This window comes from Pediococcus damnosus (assembly GCF_001437255.1).
GTDB lineage: Bacteria > Bacillota > Bacilli > Lactobacillales > Lactobacillaceae > Pediococcus > Pediococcus damnosus.
In genome coordinates, this window is record NZ_JQBD01000015.1 from 1 (window position 1) to 19,065 (window position 19,065).

18 protein-coding genes are annotated in these 19,065 nt (G+C 37.6%); 4 read left to right on the forward strand and 14 right to left on the reverse strand.

Annotated features, from left to right (window positions below; genetic code table 11):
• Nucleotides 1-205 precede the first annotated feature (205 nt).
• From IV84_RS03400 to IV84_RS03410, 3 genes are all read right to left on the reverse strand, one after another.
• Nucleotides 206-715 carry a hypothetical protein gene (locus IV84_RS03400; protein ID WP_046870886.1) on the reverse strand — a complete coding sequence of 170 codons (510 nt, stop codon included), beginning with the start codon at nt 713-715 and terminating at the stop codon, nt 206-208.
• Nucleotides 716-733: 18 nt separating this feature from the next.
• The gene (locus tag IV84_RS03405) at nt 734-1,495 is read right to left on the reverse strand and encodes a DeoR/GlpR family DNA-binding transcription regulator (protein ID WP_371861608.1); all 762 of its coding nucleotides are present in this window, start codon (nt 1,493-1,495) and stop codon (nt 734-736) included.
• A gap of 277 nt (nt 1,496-1,772) precedes the next feature.
• A complete protein-coding gene (locus IV84_RS03410) occupies nt 1,773-2,807 on the reverse strand; it encodes an AraC family transcriptional regulator (protein ID WP_056986108.1) in 1,035 nt (344 codons plus the stop codon).
• Between the two features lie 141 nt (nt 2,808-2,948).
• On the opposite strand from IV84_RS03410, the gene IV84_RS03415 reads away from it, so the two are divergent.
• The 3 genes from IV84_RS03415 to IV84_RS03425 are packed head-to-tail and all read left to right on the forward strand — an operon-like array spanning nt 2,949 to nt 7,078.
• Nucleotides 2,949-4,217 (forward strand): MFS transporter, encoded by a 1,269-nt coding sequence (locus IV84_RS03415; RefSeq protein WP_056986109.1) that lies wholly within the window; start codon nt 2,949-2,951, stop codon nt 4,215-4,217.
• 16 nt (nt 4,218-4,233) lie between these two features.
• On the forward strand, nt 4,234-5,814 hold the full coding sequence (locus IV84_RS03420) for an alpha-L-rhamnosidase-related protein (protein ID WP_046870882.1): 1,581 nt from the start codon (nt 4,234-4,236) through the stop codon (nt 5,812-5,814).
• A gap of 1 nt (nt 5,815) precedes the next feature.
• A complete protein-coding gene (locus IV84_RS03425) occupies nt 5,816-7,078 on the forward strand; it encodes an MFS transporter (protein WP_056986110.1) in 1,263 nt (420 codons plus the stop codon).
• A gap of 130 nt (nt 7,079-7,208) precedes the next feature.
• Here the strand turns inward: IV84_RS03425 and IV84_RS03430 are convergent, their stop codons facing one another.
• From IV84_RS03430 to IV84_RS03470, 9 genes are all read right to left on the reverse strand, one after another.
• Complete coding sequence (locus IV84_RS03430; protein ID WP_056986111.1) at nt 7,209-7,559, reverse strand: hypothetical protein; 351 nt, start codon at nt 7,557-7,559, stop codon at nt 7,209-7,211.
• Nucleotides 7,560-7,738: 179 nt separating this feature from the next.
• A complete protein-coding gene (locus IV84_RS03435) occupies nt 7,739-8,782 on the reverse strand; it encodes an N-acetylglucosamine-6-phosphate deacetylase (RefSeq protein WP_056986112.1) in 1,044 nt (347 codons plus the stop codon).
• A gap of 15 nt (nt 8,783-8,797) precedes the next feature.
• Nucleotides 8,798-9,970: an SIS domain-containing protein gene (locus IV84_RS03440; RefSeq protein ID WP_046870879.1), complete on the reverse strand. Its 1,173-nt coding sequence runs from the start codon at nt 9,968-9,970 to the stop codon at nt 8,798-8,800.
• 40 nt (nt 9,971-10,010) lie between these two features.
• Nucleotides 10,011-10,754: a GntR family transcriptional regulator gene (locus tag IV84_RS03445; protein ID WP_046870878.1), complete on the reverse strand. Its 744-nt coding sequence runs from the start codon at nt 10,752-10,754 to the stop codon at nt 10,011-10,013.
• Nucleotides 10,755-10,898: 144 nt separating this feature from the next.
• The gene (locus IV84_RS03450) at nt 10,899-11,735 is read right to left on the reverse strand and encodes a PTS system mannose/fructose/sorbose family transporter subunit IID (RefSeq protein WP_056986113.1); all 837 of its coding nucleotides are present in this window, start codon (nt 11,733-11,735) and stop codon (nt 10,899-10,901) included.
• On the reverse strand, nt 11,719-12,627 hold the full coding sequence (locus tag IV84_RS03455; protein WP_046870876.1) for a PTS mannose/fructose/sorbose/N-acetylgalactosamine transporter subunit IIC: 909 nt from the start codon (nt 12,625-12,627) through the stop codon (nt 11,719-11,721). The genes IV84_RS03450 and IV84_RS03455 overlap by 17 nt, the downstream gene beginning before the upstream one ends.
• Before the next feature lie 14 nt (nt 12,628-12,641).
• A complete protein-coding gene (locus tag IV84_RS03460; protein ID WP_046870875.1) occupies nt 12,642-13,136 on the reverse strand; it encodes a PTS sugar transporter subunit IIB in 495 nt (164 codons plus the stop codon).
• A gap of 148 nt (nt 13,137-13,284) precedes the next feature.
• Nucleotides 13,285-15,333 carry a hypothetical protein gene (locus IV84_RS03465; RefSeq protein WP_046870874.1) on the reverse strand — a complete coding sequence of 683 codons (2,049 nt, stop codon included), beginning with the start codon at nt 15,331-15,333 and terminating at the stop codon, nt 13,285-13,287.
• A gap of 14 nt (nt 15,334-15,347) precedes the next feature.
• Entirely contained in the window at nt 15,348-15,743 is a 396-nt protein-coding gene (locus IV84_RS03470; RefSeq protein ID WP_046870873.1) for a PTS sugar transporter subunit IIA, read from the reverse strand.
• Nucleotides 15,744-15,917: 174 nt separating this feature from the next.
• Here IV84_RS03470 and IV84_RS03475 point away from each other — a divergent pair, with 174 nt between their 5' ends.
• Nucleotides 15,918-16,901, forward strand: coding sequence for a LacI family DNA-binding transcriptional regulator (locus IV84_RS03475; protein ID WP_226996050.1), 984 nt, complete (start codon nt 15,918-15,920; stop codon nt 16,899-16,901).
• Between the two features lie 65 nt (nt 16,902-16,966).
• Here IV84_RS03475 and IV84_RS03480 read toward each other — a convergent pair whose 3' ends face one another.
• Together IV84_RS03480 and IV84_RS03485 are read right to left on the reverse strand one after the other, a co-directional pair.
• Nucleotides 16,967-17,920, reverse strand: coding sequence for an ABC transporter ATP-binding protein (locus IV84_RS03480; protein ID WP_046870871.1), 954 nt, complete (start codon nt 17,918-17,920; stop codon nt 16,967-16,969).
• A 12-nt stretch (nt 17,921-17,932) separates the two neighbouring features.
• Nucleotides 17,933-19,060, reverse strand: a complete 1,128-nt coding sequence (locus tag IV84_RS03485; protein WP_046870870.1) for an ABC transporter ATP-binding protein — start codon at nt 19,058-19,060, stop codon at nt 17,933-17,935.
• Nucleotides 19,061-19,065 lie beyond the last annotated feature (5 nt).

Genomic DNA, 19,065 nt, shown 5'->3' on the forward strand with positions numbered 1-19,065 from the left:
TAGCCACTTCTTGTTCATCGGTGCAGTACTTTGCCTGCGGCTTCCTTCAGATTCCACTTCACAATGGACACCCTTGCCATTGGCTCATGGTTCCGACTACTACGGCCCATAGCGGACTTTCACCGCCTAGTTGTCCATGCCGGGCGTACTCAAAAAAATAGTTAACAGTCTATTAAGACTGCTAACTATTAACAACTAATTTTAATTATTTCTTTTTGCTTTTCGGATTCAAAACTGTTTTAACATTCGGTATTTTTGTACTCTTAATATGTCGCATTTCAAATTTACTGCCATCAATAATCAGATTTACCTTTCGATCTTCTAATTCTAAGTTGAAGTTTCCAACGGATAATTTATTAACATCAATTTCACCAGTTTTAGAAGCTTTATTTTGTACCATATTTTCTAAGGAGAAGAATTCAGATTCTACAGCCCTTTTGGGTGCTAAATTCAGTTTAGATTTTTTCTTTTTAAATGAGCCTTCAAGAATTCCAAATTTATATCCTTTATTTTTCTCACCTTTTAAAGGGATCATTGTATACTCATATTGAAACGTTCCATTCGCATTTAAATTGACTATATTGTTAATACCACCATTATGTTCAATCTCATTGTAAAAGCTTCCTACAAAATAATATCTGACTTTATTAATCAAAATTGAAATAATAAGTAACGCAATAATAAAAATCATAGCCCATATTATAAAATCTTTCATTATTCTTCCTCCACATATCTAATATATTGTTGTAAACGTCGCATATTGATCAAGTACTAGCTTATTAGCTTTAGAATCTGTGATCAATCCATCAATCTGATTTAATGAATAAAAATCATAAAAATCAGGAGCATTTAGCTTTGAGTGATCCGCGACAATAAAACGTTGCTTTGAATGATCTAGCGCAGCCGTCTGAGTTTGCCCTTCTTCAGGGTTTGCATTCATTAATTTATCATTCATTATGCCATTTACACTTACAAATGCTTTCGACATATTCAGCCGAGCCAAAAATTCATTAGTTAGCGCCCCAACTAATGCACCGCTTCTAGACCTGTAAGTACCACCAATAAGAGTTAAGTCATAATCTTTATTAGTGGCTAAAAATGCTTGAAATATCGGAATACTATTGGTTACCACTCTCAAATGATCAAGGGTTAAATAATTGACTATAAACTCATTTGTTGACCCAGGTCCGATAAACACCGTTTCTCCAGGTTCAATCATACTCGCAACTTTTTTAGCTATTTCTTTTTTTAAGGCCACATTCACATTACGTTTTTGCAAATAACTCAACTCGTCAGTAGAAATCTCTTTTAATCGCTGAGCTCCTCCATGAACTCTCCTAATCTTATCATTATCTGCCAATTCGTCTAAATCTCTTCTGATTGTCATACTCGATACTTTCAAGCTATCAACTAAATCGTGTACTGTCACTGATCCTCTTTGATTTATCATGTCTAATACTTTACTTAATCGTTCATTTTTTAACAATTTTATCACCTTTTTATGTTCGTTTTTGTTTGCTTATGTTCATTAAACATTAAAAAGGAAGCAAAGTCAATAGTCTAAAAAGCCTTTTACTACAGCTAATTTAACAAATTATGTATGTTCAATTTATATGAACAAACTTTATCTATTTCAATTAATAGAGCATTTATATTGTTTGTTTTGTTAACCACCATATTGCCTGCAATTAACTCTAAATAAAATTTATTTTTTTCATGCTTTTCTCCACTTAAATAAAAAAATATCAATAAATTCTTCACATTTACTATTTTTATCGGTAAAGATCTTCCTTAGTTGGCAAACCCATGTCACCAATATTCGTAAATTTAGGATGTACTTTACAGCGATATTGAAATGGCGTTGAATTTAAATATTTTTTAAACAATCGAAAAAGTGAAGTAACATTTTTATATCCAATTAATTCGCAAATATCAGAACTGGACAAATCAGTTTTAATTATTAAATTTTCTGCCACCGATAATCTTCGCCGATCGACTAGCTCTTGAAAATTTTTACCAGTAGCATGCTTCAACTTATTACTTAAATAATTCCCATTATATCCAAAATGATGACTGGCAGTAGCAAGGCTAGTAGTCGCATAATTAGCATTAACATAACGAATAATTGGTAACACCCCTTCCATATCACTATCACTAAAATTAATTTCACTTTTTACAATCGCCGTTTTAAGTTCAATTATAAGTGCTGACATCAGTAATTCCATTGATTGATTACGCTGTGGTGAGGCGTTTTTTGTAAGTCCCTTTTCAATCAACGCATCAATCAAACTAAGTGCTATATCATTTGGCAAGAGATCAAATAATATGAAATTATTATGTAGTGAATTCTTATTTGCAATATTATAAATTAAACGGGAAACAATATTGAGCGATTCAGGAATTAGATGAAATAGTGCCGAAATATCTGCATCACTTTTAATCAAAATATTAACTAAAATATCATCACGCCCAGTATAATCAATTCGTTGAACAATATCTTTATCAAGCAAAAGCAAATTACCTTGGCGAAGCACAATCTTTTCATCATTAATATATTGTATACAGCTACCAGCATACATATAGTTTAATTCCATAAAACTATGTGTATGCGCAGGAACATATGAGAAACGATTACTTTTGGTGACCGCAATACTACCTTTTTTAAAAAAGTCCCATGCTGGCATCCGAGGAATCGGATTGTTTATAAAATCAAGATCCATGTAATTATAATTTTCGCCATTAGTTAGTTGACTTTTTTCGACATTATTAAGTGCAAAGAGCGTATGATCTAGTCTAATTGTCGACATAGTAATGCCTTCTTTCAGAAATAATTAGTTTAAGTATACGATTTCTATCTGTGAATATGCAATAAAAATAGTGTGTATACGATATTGTAAGCGTTTCATTTCATTGCTACTATAAGGGCATTAAAGAAGGAGGAGTTATTTATGAAAGAAGTTTCTAGTTTTAAAAAATATCAGCCACTTGCCATTGCAGCAGGTATTGGTTCTATTCTAGGTTCAGGTATTATTGTTGGTTTATCAGCAACTATCACCGTTTGGCAACGTGGGTTAGGTCTCACTAATGGCCAAGTCGGCATCATTTCAGGGGCCTTAACATTTGCAATTGCTGCTGGATCTTTGCTATCTGGTCAAATCACGAAACGAATCGGCCTTATTCGTTCCTTTAATTGGTTAAATCTGTTTTACGCGATTGGCGCTTTGATTTGTGTATTTTCCGAAAGCTACACGTTATTGTTAGCTGGCGTTATCATCACCGGATTTGCATCAGGCGCAGATTTGCCAATCAGTCTTACAGTAATTTCACATGATTCCCCTGACAAAAATACTTCTGCACGTTTAGTTTCTTCAACACAAATTTTTTGGCAGGTTGGTGTCCTAAGTTCTTATATTGCCGCCTTTGTTGTTTCAAAAATTGCTGGTGCAACTGGTGCACGTATTGTTTTTTCAATTTTGGCAGCAGTTGCAATAATTGCTTGGCTCTGGCGAACAACTTCATCTAAATTTCGAGCTTTCCATGAAGAAGGAGAAAAACGACATCTGAACTCAGAGACAAGAAAAGAACAAGAAACCCATATTACTGTTAAAAGTGTATTCACTGGTGAAGGTGCTGGTAAATACATTGGTTTCTTTACTTGTATCATGGTGTTCTACCTTGCTTGGAACCTTCTTGCAAATACCTTTGGTCAATTTCAGACTTTTACATTAGTTCAAGCACATGCAAGCCAAAGGTTTGCTACAGGTGCGGGAATCGTACTTAATATAGTTGGACTAATCACTACAACTATTTTCGCTTCCCTATCTGGTGGTAAATTGCGTAACAAGCTTTTCGTTATTGCTCAATTAATTCAGATATTCTCAATGCTAGGATTAGCATTAAGCAGTCACGCTTTATGGCCAATTGTTATTGCAATTGGCTGCTATAACATTGGAAACAACCTTGCTGGTGAAGCAATGTACAAAGTTTGGACTCAAGAATCTTTTCCAGTCGAAATTCGTGCTTCGGTTCAAGGCTTCATTAATGGTTTTTCTCGGTTATGTTGTGGTTTGTTTGCGCTAATCACTCCTGCACTGGTTATCCCATCCGCAATTCGTACCACCATGTTTGGCTTTGCTATCTTGCTTACAATTGGATTTATTGGCGGTCTAACAATGATGGCATTACAGAAAAAGTACAACGTTCGAAAATTCGACTAAGAAAGGAATAAACATAATGGCATTTACATTTCAAATTAATAATAATGTTGAATTTACTCATGATGAAAAGTTGCTAAAAAAGGCTAAGGCGTTCAAGCCTGTCTTACAACATACCACCATTACATCTCATAAAATCGTTAAAGTCACTAAAAATGCGGATGAGTTAGGAGGCTATGGTGTAATCCCAATAGCCAAATTTAATACATCTAGTAAACCTTTAAAGAAGGGTGAATCAATTATTTTGGATTTTGGAGATCACCATGTTGGTCATTTCTCCATCCATATTGATTCCGTTGGCTCACCAATGGACGCTCCGTTAACTTTACGCATTAAGTTTGCTGAAATGCCAATTGAATTAACCCAAAACAGTACAGATTATAAAGGTTGGTTAAGCAGTTCTTGGATTCAGGAAGAATTAATTCACTTAGATGTACTACCATTTGAACTAAAGTTACCAAGACGATACAGTTTTCGTTACGTTGAATTAACTGTTGTAGATACCTCACCAAAATGGCAGGCAGTTTTCAGTGCACCAAAACTCGAAACAGAAACATCTGTTAATACAAAAAATTTAAAATCAGTAAAAATTACTGATCCTCAACTTAAAAAAATTTATAATGTCGGATTAAAAACCTTACAAGACTGCATGCAAACAGTATTTGAGGATGGTCCTAAACGTGATCGACGCCTATGGATTGGGGATTTACGTTTACAAGCTTTAGCTGACTACGCTACTTTTAAAGATACGACATTAGTTAAACGCTGCCTATATCTGTTTGGTGCAATGGCCTCAAAAGATGGTAGAATCCCAGCGAACGTTTTCACAAGGCCCGAAAATACTCCTGATGATACATTCCTGTTTGATTATAGTTTATTCTTCATTTCAATTTTGAATGATCTAATGGATTTTGAGCCAGATTACAAAGTATTAAATGATCTTTATCCCGTTGCCAAAAAGCAAATTGATTTTGCATTAACAAAAGTAAGTCCTTATGGAGAACTAAAATTAGATGATAATTATCCAGTTTTTATCGACTGGTCAAACGATTTTGACAAAACAACAGCAGGCCAAGCAATCTTGATTTACGTTTTAAAACAGTTTATTAATTTAACCAATCAAATTGGTGATGATTCCACAAAATATCAAAGTGCACTTGATGTTATCAGTGCATTTGCAAAACATGATTTATTCAATCAAGATGCAAAATTATTTATTTCTGGCCCAAAACAAGAATTTAACATTGCTAGCCAAGTTTGGATGGTACTAGCACAAGTTATGAGTGAAAAAGAAAACAAAGTCATCATGCAAACTACCGTTTCTAAACTGTTTCCAGTTAAGAATATAGCAACGCCGTATATGTACCATCACATTGTCGAAGCATTATTTGTCAGCGGCTTAAAGGACCAAGGCACCAAGTTACTGAAACAATATTGGGGAAAAATGATTTCTTTGGGAGCAGACACTTTTTGGGAATCCTTTGATCCTGATAAACCTAATTACTCTCCATACGGTAGTACCTTATTAAATAGCTATTGTCATGCCTGGAGTTGCACACCGGTATATTTAATACAACGATATTTACTAGCGGAGGAATAATATGGTAACCTCAGCAAAAAAACTAACCCGTGATAATGTACTATTAATTATAGTAGCAGGCATTGCATCCTATCTTGATGCAGCTCTTTTAGTTAGCCTTGGTGTAGCATTACCCATCTGGTTGAAGACAATGCAACTAAATAGTTGGGAAATTGGCTTTATCAGTACTTTACTTACTTTATCTGTTGCTGCAGGTTCATTTATTGGTGGCTGGTTATCAGATAAATTTGGTCGAATTACAGTTTTCAATTTTGATATATTTTTCGTAGCAGTTGGTGCATTAATTATTGCAACTGCAACTCGGTTTGCTGTTTTACTTATCGGAGTTACTATCGCAGGTTTGGCCTCTGGTGCAGATTTGCCAACCTCTTTAGCTGTAATTTCTGAACGTATGTCAAAAAAAGCGTATGGTCGTGCAATTTCCTCCACCCAAATCTTTTGGACAATGGGAATTCTCTTATCTCAATTTATCGGCTTCATCACTGCCAGTGCTAAACAAGGAAGTGTGCTTATATTATTCAGTTGGATTGCATTGGTCGCTTTTATTGATTGGTGTGTACGTGTTTTTTCTCATAAAATAAAAAACATAGAAGCAGTCACAGTTGATCCGAACCCCACTACAAAAAAAACATTGTTAAAAAAACAAAGTCTTAAATCAATGCTTGGTCAACGCACCACTCTTTTACCATTATTTCTATTAACTGTGTTTTATTTATTTTGGAACTTACCCGCCAATACCTGGGGCTCATTTGTAAATTACTTTTTAGTTACCATAGATAATCAAAGTCAATCCTTTTCTACTGCCATTGCAATTGCTGCAAACCTCTTTTGTTTATTATTGAATGTACTTTATGTTAAAGTTGCAGACACTAAATACCGGTACAAGGTGATGTATGTTGGAATTGCAGTAGCATTTATTTCATTCGTTGTTGCTGGTACATTTAGCGCTTATTGGCAAGCATTTACGGTTGCATATATCTGTTATTCTGGCAGCACTGTGCTTTGTGGTGAGGCTCTATATAAAATCTGGAATCAATCATTTTATCCAATATCAGTTCGTGCAACAATGACAGGATTCTCGTATGGAATTGTTCGTGCATTTACTGCGCTATTTTCACTAATTACACCAACACTAATGGGCTATTCACCTAAGTTACTATTATGGCTTTTGGTAGGATGTACATTAATCTTTGGTATTACAGCAATCGTTATTGTCCACCTCTTAAAACGATTTAATATTCAAGATGCCGGATCGATAAATTAGCACTATCTATCACCCATTACATGATCAAAAAACACATTCACTCAAAGTGAATGTGTTTTTTGTTAGTTACAGTTATCTAGAATTCTGATTCAATCTACTATGTTCATCCATCAATAAAACTAAATAAATCCTAGTTCTCGTTAAACCATTCAATTAACTGATCAAGGTTATTCATTTCCCGATACTGCAATTTATCAGCCAGTCTTAACAACTTTCTATCGAAAACAAGCTTGGTAAATTCTTCGGCATTTTTAACTTCCCGCATCGTTTTTAATTGTTTATTATGTGCTTGAACAGATTTTAAGCTTTTCTCATTACTAACCCAAGCATGTACCCCATATAGCACGTTTAGACTGTGTTCAGGCAGTGTTTGTGCTAATGCATCTCTTTGATAAAGAACCTTGTTAGCCTCTTTAGACGCGTAATGATACACGTAGCTGCGCTCTTTAATTTGTGTGGTTGCAATCAAATGCTTATACATAATTTCATGCCTCCAATTACTTTGCCTACCCGTTAGCCTTCAGTCATATTATGGCAGGAAGCGGTTTCTATTGTCAATAAATGCAACTTTAATTTCTCACTTAACTAAAAAAGCACGTTAATCATTGTTTCAAGCCATTGCCTGAATCTACTGATTAATGTGCCATTCATTTCCAATCTTTATGCTTGGTAGCGTGATTTGCCATCCAAGTACGTTTCTTCAAGGTCCATATCATGATCCCAAATCAGGAAATCAGCATCACGGCCAGGAAGAATGCTTCCACACTGATCACCAATGTGGCTGCTAACGGCTGCTGTCTTGCTGGCCATTTGAACTGCTTGTTCTGGAGTGGAAATATTCCAATCCACAACATTCTTAACGGCTTCTTTCAACTGAAGAATGCTGCCAGCTAAACTACCACCGTCTTTCAAACGTGCCATCCCATCAGCCACATACACTGGAAATTCACCAAGAACATGATGTCCATCACAAATCAATTCATCGATAACATTATGCATACTCATTGCTGCACCAACCATCCCTGGTTTACGGTGATTCAAACCACTCATCCCATTAAACGTATGTGTAAAGACTGTAGCACCAGTCTCCACCGCATCACGTGCTTGTTCAAACGTGGCATCACTGTGCCCTAGCGCAACACTTACGCCCATTCGACTGACTGCTTTGGTGAACTCAACCACTCCGTCACGCTCAGGAGCAATCGCAATCTTCTTTATCAGGCCTTTTGCCGATTTTTGCCATCGTTCAAAAGTTTCAACACTTGGATCACCAAAATATTTAGGATTTTGTGCACCCTTGTGTTCCACCGTAAAGAAAGGCCCTTCAAAGTAAATCCCCTGAATTTTAGCACCAGTTGCCTTCCTGTAATTAGCACCAATCGTCTGACAAACAGCATCTAATTGATCAGCCGAAGCTGTTAAAGTCGTTGGTAACCAAGAAGTTACACCGGCCTGCAACAGCCCTTCAGACATTTCCTGGATTTTATCCCAATCATTATCCATAACATCATGACCTAAAAGTCCATGAATATGGGTATCGACTAGGCCTGGTGATACGTAACGCCCAGAATAATCCACAATTTTACCAGTTGGTTTCACACTTGTATAAGTACCAAATTTACCATCGTCCGTAATTTCTAAATAACCGCCATTTTCCGTTGTATTATCAAGAAAAAATTTATCAGCATGAATATAATAGCTCATTATGATTTTCCTCCCCTAATCCAACGAATGAATCGTGACGCCTTTAACAACCCGGTTAACGGTTCCAGTAGCCGAAGGGGTGTCTGGTGTGTTTCCTACTTTGACAGAAGTCATCAAGGCCAGTGTCTGAGCAAACATAATGTCTGGAAATGCCATGTAGCCATCAGGAAGCTGATCATTACCGTTAGTAAATGTAAATCCTTGGCCATCAAAATTCTGTTTGCTTGGCACACCAATCCCAAACACAACCGGAGCAATGTGATCGCCCTGCACTTCATTCAAAATGTCCACATCGTACTGACGAGTATAGGCATCATTACTAATGAAATCGAAGACAAGTGCCTTGTCATTTACAAAAGATTTAGGTCCGTGCCGGAATCCCATTGAAGAATCAAACATGGTGGCCTTTTGACCAGCAGTTAATTCCAACACTTTTAATTGGGCTTCACGAGTGAGCCCAGTTAAACCACCTGAACCTAAATAGATAATGCGCTCAAAGTCTGTATCGACAACCTTTTTAACTTCTGCTTCACGGTCGATAACTTCAGAACCCATCTTCGTAATCTGATCTACATAAATCGCTTTTTGATGATCCGTATGTTTTGCGTCAAAAACAAACAATGAAGTTAACATCATGCAGCTAAAGCTCCCAGTCATCGCAAAGCCTTTATCGTTGGAACGAGCTGGCTGCAACAGAACCAAGTTATTGGCATCATCTTCAGCATGTTTAGCTAATTTGCCTTCCGGAGCACAAGTAATGGTTAACTGCCAGAGATGCTTAACTAATTTTTCTGCTAAATCAACGGTTGCAACACTTTCGGGACTATTACCACTCCGCGCAAAGGAAACTAATAAAGTGGGCGTATCAGCTTCTAGATAATCATGCGGAGTCGACACAATCTTAGTTGTATCAATTGCTTCAAAACGGAACTGGTGGCGATTACCATTAGCCTGCAAATAAGGAACCAATGTATCTCCAACGTATGCTGAAGACCCAGCACCAACGAAAACAACCCGAACTGCCTCTTTTGTCTGGCTAGCAATTCCATCTAAGAATTTAGAAATTTCAGTTTTACTATTCTGATAGTTATCCCAAGCTTCATGCCAAAGTTCGGGTTGTTGTTGAATCTCACGTGTCGTGATGATTGCACCCATTTTTTTTAATTCTGCATCATTTTTCGAAAACATTTTTATGAATCCCCTTTCAATTTCACCTACACCAAAAAAATTAAATTTTAGTGTTCTTATACCGAATATTGTAAACATACTGGTCACTACGCGTACTGCTTAAAGTAAATTCAATAATTTCATTTTGTTGATTAAAAGTTGTTCGTTTTAGCATGAGACCTGGTGATCCCTGCGCAACTTGTAAAACATCGGCATCCTTGTCGCTAATTCTGCCTGCCGACAACGCTTCATCCGCAATTCGAAATTCTTCGCCAAAATCTTCCGCAAATACTGCGTATAAAGAACGATGTTTAACTTCCAACTCGACTGCAGATAGGCCTTCAAATTTCGAAAAAGGCAGGTAAGTTCGATCAATCATAACTGGTACTTTATCTGCCGACCGTAAGCGCTTTAATTTAATGATCCTATCGCCCTCGTTAATGTTTAATTTGTTGGCAAAATACTTATTGGCAGGGCGAACAGAATATTCCATAATCTTTGTTTCAGGCTTTCGGCCTAAAGCAATCATCTGTTTGGTAAAACTGTGTTCATTTCCCAAAGTAGCTGGATTGTCTGTTGCATTGGCCACAAATGTGCCTTTACCATGCTGTCGATAGATAAGTCCTAAGATTTCCAACTCATTCAGAGCCTGACGAACGGTGTTACGACTCACTGAATATTTACGCATAATTTCACGTTCAGACGGCAACTTATCATCGGCCTTATAATCATTTTTAATTTTAACTTTGATGGTATCCATCAACTGCTCGTATAATGGTTCTTTTTTATCATACTTAATTGTCATATTAGTTTTTTCTCCTGTACATAATAAAAGATCTGAGTGTGAACTTATCATACCAGACCTTTCATTTTTATTAATAATTCTAACAGTAAAAATTCGAAATATACACAATATGATAAAAATATCTTATTTAATTTTTACACATGCTTATACAGCTTTTCCTAGAATACCGAGTGCTGAAAGAGCAACCGCAACAATGATTACAATGAAGATTGCACGTGTTGAAGTCATGTGTTTCTTTCCTAACATCCAGTAAATGCCACCCACAATCAATGCTGGGATAAGCTTTGGCATGATCATATCAATCTGTTCTTGGAAGTTAACTGCCATTTTACCCAAATGAGCTACATAGATAACTTGAGTGTTAACCATGGTTGCAGCTAAAGCACCAACGACGTATACACCAAGTAAAGTTGCGGCGTCTGTCAAAGCGCTTAACTGACCCTGCATAGAAGTAACCAAATTTACACCTTGTTTATAGGCAAATTTTAGTTGAATCCAACGGAACCACATAATCACAAAGTCAACTGCCATCCATAAGAAAGCACCTAAAGCATTTCCGTTAACAGCCATGTTAGCAGCAATCGCACCCATGATTGCAGGTACCAGTGCGGCAAAGAGTGAATCACCAATTGCGGCGAAAGGCCCCATTAATCCTGCCTTAATACCAGCAACGGTCTCTAGTGACTTAACACCTTTTTTTTCCTCAATTGCTAAATCAATTCCTTGAATAATGGTATTGAAAAAGTTACTTGTATTGAAAAATTGGTTTTGCATCTTCATGATGCTCTTTAATTCAGGGGTATGGTCGCCATACATTTTTCGTAGTTGTGGCATCATGATATAAAGATAGCCAGAGCCTTGCATCCGTTCGTAGTTCCAACCCCACTGGTTAAACACTAAACTTCGAAAATTAATCTGGCGAAAATCTTTCGCCGTTAATTTATACGTAATTTTATTTGTTGATTTAGATTTCGTCTCCATGAATTTCACCATCCTGTTCTTCGGAGTCTTCTGATTCACTTGATTTTTCAACAGCTACAACGGCGCTCTTTTCAGTTGAGCGTTTATATTCAAGCAAGGCAAATGCAAATCCAATTAAAGCAATTGCTAACATTGGTAAGCTTGCAAATTTTGTCGTGAATTTTGTATCAATTCCGGCAACCGTTGTTCCTAAGATCCCAATGTTTCCGTAAACAGTTGAGAACAAGGCAGTAATGATAAATCCTAAAATCAAGTATGGGAAATGTTTCTTAACTGGTAAGTAGCGAAGCAAAATTGCAAATCCAACGGCTGGTAATAAAGCTCCGGCTGTTGCTAGTCCGTTACTTAACCATGCTAAGTTTTCGTTCATATATGAAACGGCAGTTCGAACAAATGGACCGCCAAATGCAAGTGCTAAGAATACTGGAATTCCACGAGATAGTGTCCATGGTAAAACACCATAAAGATAATTTCGTTCAATTCCTTTATAATTTTCTTGATCAATCATCTTGTCAACCCGATGCTGGAAGAACGTGTTTGCAAAACGTGCAACGATATCTGTTTGAATCATCAAACTCGCAACTGGTACACCTAATGCAGCAACAGCAACTTCAGGCTTCATGCCAGCGCCAATTGCAAAAGCAGTTGCCATAACAGTCCCTGAGTTCGCGTCGATCTTAGAAGCACCACCAAAGGTACCAACTCCAAGAACAGTCAACTGTAAACTACCACCAATAATCAATCCAGTTTTGATATCGCCCATGACTAGACCAGCAATTAATCCGGCCCAGACAGGTTGACTTAAACTAGATTGAATAGTTAATTCATCCATGATTTGATACATGGAATAACAAGTCAAAACGATAACCTGCCATATAGCAATCAATCCCATAATTAAAACCTCCCCTATTTCTTCGGTTTAAACTTTTTCAAAATTTCCATAAAGTCTTGCGCATTATCGCCAGGAACCATTTGTGAAGTTACCTTAATTCCTTTTTCATGAAGACCATTAAAGGCATCAACGTCGGCTTGAACCACATTAATTGAATTCGTTAATTGCGTAGTGTCATCTGTTTGTGACATGTTACCGACATTAATCGTGTCTAATTTGACGCCGTCATTCACTAAATCAAGAAGAATGCTCGGCCGTTTGACAACAATAAATACTTTTTGAGAATCATAACCGCCACGTTTAATATGTTCGGCAGCTGTTTTTTCAGGTAACACACTCAAATCAACTCCTGTTGGTCGAGCCAACTTTAATCCCGATTTTTCAATGTCACTTGCAGCAACCTTGTCATCGATAACCATAATACGTGAGGCGCCTAATTTTGTTGTCCATAGGTTTGCAACTTGACCATGAATCAATCTTCCATCAATTCGTACTGCTATAATTGCCATTATTCACCACTCCCGTAAATTAATAAGAAAAATAATTGCAGATATTTTAACTAATCCAGGTGCGCACCCGATTAATTTTAACTGGTACCAACCACCTATAATAATAAAGCGTTTTCATAAAAAGCCAATAAAAACTTTTATTTTTTTACTAAACTTCTGCTTCTAGCAAAATGGTCTCTAATCCTTTCAGCGGATAATCAATCGTACCAATTCCATGAGTATCCCATGAGCATTGCACTGAAATGTCTTTTAAATCTGAACCAATTCTTGCGTGCAATATCCAATGCGTATATTGGTATTGATCACTAAAATGAAATTTAATTTTTGGCTGATCATCAATTGTGAAATTGGAGAAGTAGGCTTTAAATCCAATTGTTTGTTCTGTCACGAGTTTGACTCCCGGCATCTCAACCACAAATGCAACCTGAGAATGCTTTTGTAGATACCGTTTGAAGAGAATCTCTTTGATGGAATAATATTGTGACTCCCAGCCATATTTTGGATCAGAGTCCATTGGTAAAATAAAAGTATGCTCGTTCACAACCGTCATAACTGGGCCTAAACATTTATGATATTCGTTATAAGCGTTTGAAATAATCGTCACCTTAGCGTTTTGATCATAAGTTAACTGTAAATAGTTCCCAGTGTGCTGTAGCATTGTCACGCGCGGATTTTCAATACCATTCACAGTCTGCCCATCGGCCTGCTCAAATGATTGGTAGCCAGTTCTTACCTGATGCCATTTTCCGTTTGAAACACCTAGTAATGTATTCGCTAAATGCCGCTCCAAGATAATTTCAACGCTTTGGCCATCCAAAAAGACTGTATTGTCACTGATTAGCTGCGTAATTTGTGTATTTGTTAAGTTCCGCAAGAACTGACCACTAATGGCCAAGGTCTGATCATGATACTGTGTTTTATGACTATATGGCTTTGGTAAACAGGCAATTCCAAGGCTCCCAAATAAAGATAGCCAATTCGTTTCAGTTGGTAATAATTCGGCCGGATCTCTTCCTTGAGTTGTGTGAATTGTTTGCGCAGAATCTTGATCTACCAATACTTTGACTCCATCCAGGTGGCCAAGATCTAACCTAGTACTTCTCTCACTCATGTGATTTAACCATGTTTTTGACTCCGCCAACAGTTCTGCATAGTGATACGTCGGGTCAATCCCATTGCCCATCATGTCAAACAAATTCAGCATAATTCCTGAAGCACCAATTAAGACCGTACTTTCTAATTGAAATTGGGTAAACCGATTCGATTTCACGAACGGTGAATACATGTAATTTTCTAATTCTGGATTAAATTCTGCAGAGTTCCCATCAGCCACATATGCTGCTGTTGTGCGCGTATACGCCTCAAAATCACGACTATACTTGAGTGATGAGACTTCGTTGTAAGCTGGTAAATGAGGGCGGTTCAAGCGCGGATGCTTACCTGAAAGTTCAGTGAACAGTTCTGACCAGTCGCGTCCTTCTACTGCGTGCCAATTAGGGAACGAGCTCATTAATCCAAGTTTTGTATGTGGTGACACTTCCGCAACTCCGTCGGCAATTTTTTTAGCAACGTCGATCATTTCTTGTCTCGCCACGGCTAAATAAACCAATCGTTCTGGCGTTGGTTCCCCAGATTGAAGCATTGCTGCAGCAAATTTTTCACGACTTAATTCTTTGCCCAATTTTTGGTTGTAAATTGCCATATGATGATCACAAAAACAACCAAGTTTCAGTGGTGTATGATTGTAATGCCGAAAATCGTCTTCCAACCATAACTTTTTGGGATGAATGCTGGCAAACTGCCGATAACAATTAACGATGTATTTCTGCCAAACAGGATCCGCCGGACAGGCAATCGATTCGGCCTGCCGTCCTTGATAATCTACCATGGTTTTAAATCCGAGTTTAGGATTAATCTTGCGACCTCGATCGCTATGCATCAGCGTCGTCCACGGATTCAAACTGGTCGTGACACCCATTTCTTTCAGTGCTTTTCCAACTGGTTGAATAGCATCCAACCACACTTGAATCTGGTCACTCGTTTGATGGCTTTGATTTAGCTCCTCGGAATTAATAAAAAAAGTCACATCATCAATGCGACCTTTTTTACAAAATTCCAGCAATTGCGTTTCTTTTTTGGCATCCCAATTTTCTGGATCCAAAGTAAAGCGAAGCGAATAACTATAATTTGCTGTCATTTGTCTATCCTCATTTATTCATTTAGTTTTGCATTAACATCAATCACACCGGCCTTGGCCTCATCCATCATGGTAGTCTTACTAAATTCGTCGCCCATCATGATTTGGTTACCATAATTAATAACCATGGGTAGGTTCAGGCCACTCACTACTTGAAGATCTGGATGAGCAGCGATTAAGCGAACCACAACATTAGAAGGGGTGCCACCCAATAAATCCACAATGACAACGACTGGTTCGTGATTGGGATTGTCCGAAATAAATTTTTCTGCAGCTGCCTGAAGATCTTCAGGCCCTTGGTTTGGTTGTAAACCAACGGCCGCTGTATCTTTAATTGGTCCCATGATCATCTCTGCACTTTTCAACGCCTCAGTTGCCATATTGCCGTGGCTCATCAATAATAGTTTCATAATTATTGCATCTCCTAATAAGTTTAGTAAACTTTTTAATTTTTACAGTTCTTATTTTACACGTATTATATTATTTGTAAACCCTTTCATTGGTGAACTTGATAAAACTTTTAAACACTCATATAATTGAAGGCATTAACGAAATGAGATGATTTTATCGCAACTATCAATGATATCGCACGCTTAGCCGGTGTTTCAAAGTCAACTGTTTCTCGAGTGCTCAATGGCGACGATACTTTGTCAGTCAGCCAGAGTACGGAAAAAAACATTTTTGAAGCTGCTGAACAGCTTTCATACGATAAATATAAAACTAAACATAAAACTAACGGGACAATTGCCGTGGTCCTTTCTTATAAAGAATCCGAAGAACTGGATGATGCGTATTTCATGTCTCTTCGCTTGGCTGTTAACAACCACTTGACCGATAGCAATTATCGATTTAAAAATTTCTTTCAGACTGATTATGAACGGAATGAATTGGCCAAACAATCTTATATTGGGATTGTAGCGGTCGGCTTTTTTGATAAGGAAACCATTTTGAAGTTACGTGCCTTACACAAACCAATTGTGTTCGTTAATACGGACACCCTCTTGGATAATGTTGACTGTGTAGTGACTGACTTCACCTCATCAGTCGCCAGAACAACCAATCATCTCTTGCAGGCTGGCATTAAAGACATTGGAATTTTAACTGCAAAACAACACCATCACCACCTGATTACCCTTGAAAATGATCCACAGGGGTTTCTAGCCAAAACTTTTCTGCAGTGTAAGAAAACCTTCAACCCAGATTACTTCTTCGTGGCGGAGGACTATACAGCCGCTGCAGGCTATCAAGAAATGAATAAAATTATTGACAAACTAGGTGCTAAGCTTCCTAAAGCATTTTTAATTGGTTCCGACTCAATCGCAATCGGTGCGATGCGAGCGCTGACTGAACATAAAATAGCTATTCCACAACAAATATCGGTCATTGGTTTTAACGATATTACGTCAGCCCAATATATCACCCCCAGCTTAAGTACCGTGCACGTTTCCCGAAATGCAATGGCCAGAGCTGCCTTTGAACTTTTAAATGAACAGTTTCAGAAACGTAACATGGTCCCACGAAAAATAACGATCGGGACTTCTTTGATTATTCGCGATAGCAGCGTTTAAAATGAGGTCTAGAAATAAAAAAATAGCAATGAAATCTATTTTAGATTTCATTGCTATTTTTGAATTTATAGAACTGTTAGTCCTTCTTCAGTTGCACGTTTTTTGTAAGTTTCAATCTCATCTTCACTTGCACGTACAAAATGTTGCGGGGTAATCTCTACCATTTGACGCTTTTTATCATCAAATTCTGGAGAAGAATCATAAACAACCTGGCGACGATTACGTTCAAACTCTGGATCGGGCTGTGGTACAGCCGAAACTAAGCTCTTCGTATAAAGGTGTAAAGGATGATTATAAACTTCTTCAGCCGGACCAATTTCAAGAATCTTGCCATAATGCATAACACCGATTCGATCACTGATATATTTTACCATTGATAAATCATGTGCAATGAATAGGTAAGTTAATCCCGTTTTTTCTTGAAGATCCTTCAACAAGTTAACAACTTGAGCCTGAATGGAAACATCCAACGCAGAAATTGGTTCGTCAGCAATAATAAAGTCAGGTTGAACGGCTAAAGCTCGCGCAATCCCAATTCGTTGTCGCTGACCACCAGAGAACTCAACTGGATAGCGACTAGAGTGATCACGATTCAACCCAACCGTTTCAAGTAAGTCTTCTACTTGATTTGTCCGGTCTTGATCATTCTTGGCCAAATGATGAATATCTATGCCTTCAGCCACAATATCCTTGACTTTCATCCGTGGATTTAAAGAAGCATATGGATCTTGGAAGATCATCTGCATTTCACGTCTAAACTTCATCATATCGCTTTTACTCTTTAGAGAGGCTACATCACGGCCATTAAAAATCACTTGGCCATCAGTAGGATCAAGTAAACGAATAATTGCTCGTCCAGTCGTTGTCTTCCCTGAACCAGACTCACCAACTAAACCAAAGGTCTCACCCTTATAGATGTCAAAGGAAACATCATCGACGGCACGTACTTCATCTTTTTTTCCAACGTTAAAATATTGTTTTAAATGTTTTACTTCTAGAATCTTTTCTCGTGTATCCATGATTAGCCTCCTTTACTCACCAATTGCATCGTCATTGTCCGCACCGAAGCTTGTCTTCCCAGTTGAATGGATATGACCAAGATTGATCGTACCCTTCTTCAAGCGCTCAGCATAAACTTCTTGACGATGTTTAATTGCGTCTGGAGGATCTACATGTGGTGCATCCGGATGCAAAAGCCAAGTTGCAGCATAATGCGTATCAGATACTTTGAAAAATGGTGGTTCTTTTTGTTCATCAATCTTCATTGCATAAGGATTCCGAGCAGCAAATGGATCACCAGTTGGTGGATCCAATAAGTCTGGTGGCGTTCCTGGAATGGATTCCAATTTACCCTTTCGCGTATCAAGGGTAGGCATTGAGTTCAAAAGTCCCCATGTATACGGATGTTGAGGATTATAGAAAATTTCATCAACTGTTCCATATTCAACAATTTTACCAGCATACATAACCGCAACTCGGTCAGCCATCCCAGCAACAACTCCCAAATCATGGGTAATAAAGATAATTGAAGTTGAAATTTTTTCTTGTAATTCCTTCATCAAATCAAGAATTTGTGCTTGGATAGTTACATCCAAAGCAGTTGTTGGTTCATCAGCAATTAAAATCTCTGGATAACAAACTAATGCAATGGCAATCACAATTCGTTGCCGCATCCCGCCTGAAAATTGATGAGGATAATCATTAATTCGTTCTTCAGCATTGGTAATGCCAACTAACTTGAGCATTTCTAGCGCCTGTTTATTAGCTTTTTCACGACTGTAGCCCTTATGAATTTGTAAAGGTTCAGCAATTTGTCGACCAATTCGCATAGTTGGATCTAAAGACGTCATTGGATCCTGGAAAATTTCTGCAATATCTTTACCACGCATATTTTCGAGTTCCTTTTCGGACATCTCGAGAACATTTTTACCGTGATATTTTACTGTTCCTTCCACAACTTCAGCATTATTTGCCAATAAACCCATAATGGTTTTAGTTGTGACAGTTTTCCCAGATCCAGACTCACCAACGATGGCTAACGTTTCTCCCTTTTTCAAATGGAAAGAAACATCGCGAATCGCCTTAACCGTACCAGCATAGGTATGGAAGTCAATGGTTAAGTTTTTTACTTCTAGAATATTTTCATCTGCATTTTCCATTGTAA

Coding starts and splice junctions, on each gene's coding strand:
- IV84_RS03400 (WP_046870886.1), bottom strand. CDS start 715: ATGAAAGATTTTATAATATGGGCTATGATTTTTATTATTGCGTTACTT.
- IV84_RS03410 (WP_056986108.1), bottom strand. CDS start 2,807: ATGTCGACAATTAGACTAGATCATACGCTCTTTGCACTTAATAATGTC.
- IV84_RS03415 (WP_056986109.1), top strand. CDS start 2,949: ATGAAAGAAGTTTCTAGTTTTAAAAAATATCAGCCACTTGCCATTGCA.
- IV84_RS03420 (WP_046870882.1), top strand. CDS start 4,234: ATGGCATTTACATTTCAAATTAATAATAATGTTGAATTTACTCATGAT.
- IV84_RS03425 (WP_056986110.1), top strand. CDS start 5,816: ATGGTAACCTCAGCAAAAAAACTAACCCGTGATAATGTACTATTAATT.
- IV84_RS03430 (WP_056986111.1), bottom strand. CDS start 7,559: ATGTATAAGCATTTGATTGCAACCACACAAATTAAAGAGCGCAGCTAC.
- IV84_RS03435 (WP_056986112.1), bottom strand. CDS start 8,782: ATGAGCTATTATATTCATGCTGATAAATTTTTTCTTGATAATACAACG.
- IV84_RS03440 (WP_046870879.1), bottom strand. CDS start 9,970: ATGTTTTCGAAAAATGATGCAGAATTAAAAAAAATGGGTGCAATCATC.
- IV84_RS03445 (WP_046870878.1), bottom strand. CDS start 10,754: ATGACAATTAAGTATGATAAAAAAGAACCATTATACGAGCAGTTGATG.
- IV84_RS03450 (WP_056986113.1), bottom strand. CDS start 11,735: ATGGAGACGAAATCTAAATCAACAAATAAAATTACGTATAAATTAACG.
- IV84_RS03455 (WP_046870876.1), bottom strand. CDS start 12,627: ATGGGATTGATTGCTATATGGCAGGTTATCGTTTTGACTTGTTATTCC.
- IV84_RS03460 (WP_046870875.1), bottom strand. CDS start 13,136: ATGGCAATTATAGCAGTACGAATTGATGGAAGATTGATTCATGGTCAA.
- IV84_RS03465 (WP_046870874.1), bottom strand. CDS start 15,333: ATGACAGCAAATTATAGTTATTCGCTTCGCTTTACTTTGGATCCAGAA.
- IV84_RS03470 (WP_046870873.1), bottom strand. CDS start 15,743: ATGAAACTATTATTGATGAGCCACGGCAATATGGCAACTGAGGCGTTG.
- IV84_RS03480 (WP_046870871.1), bottom strand. CDS start 17,920: ATGGATACACGAGAAAAGATTCTAGAAGTAAAACATTTAAAACAATAT.
- IV84_RS03485 (WP_046870870.1), bottom strand. CDS start 19,060: ATGGAAAATGCAGATGAAAATATTCTAGAAGTAAAAAACTTAACCATT.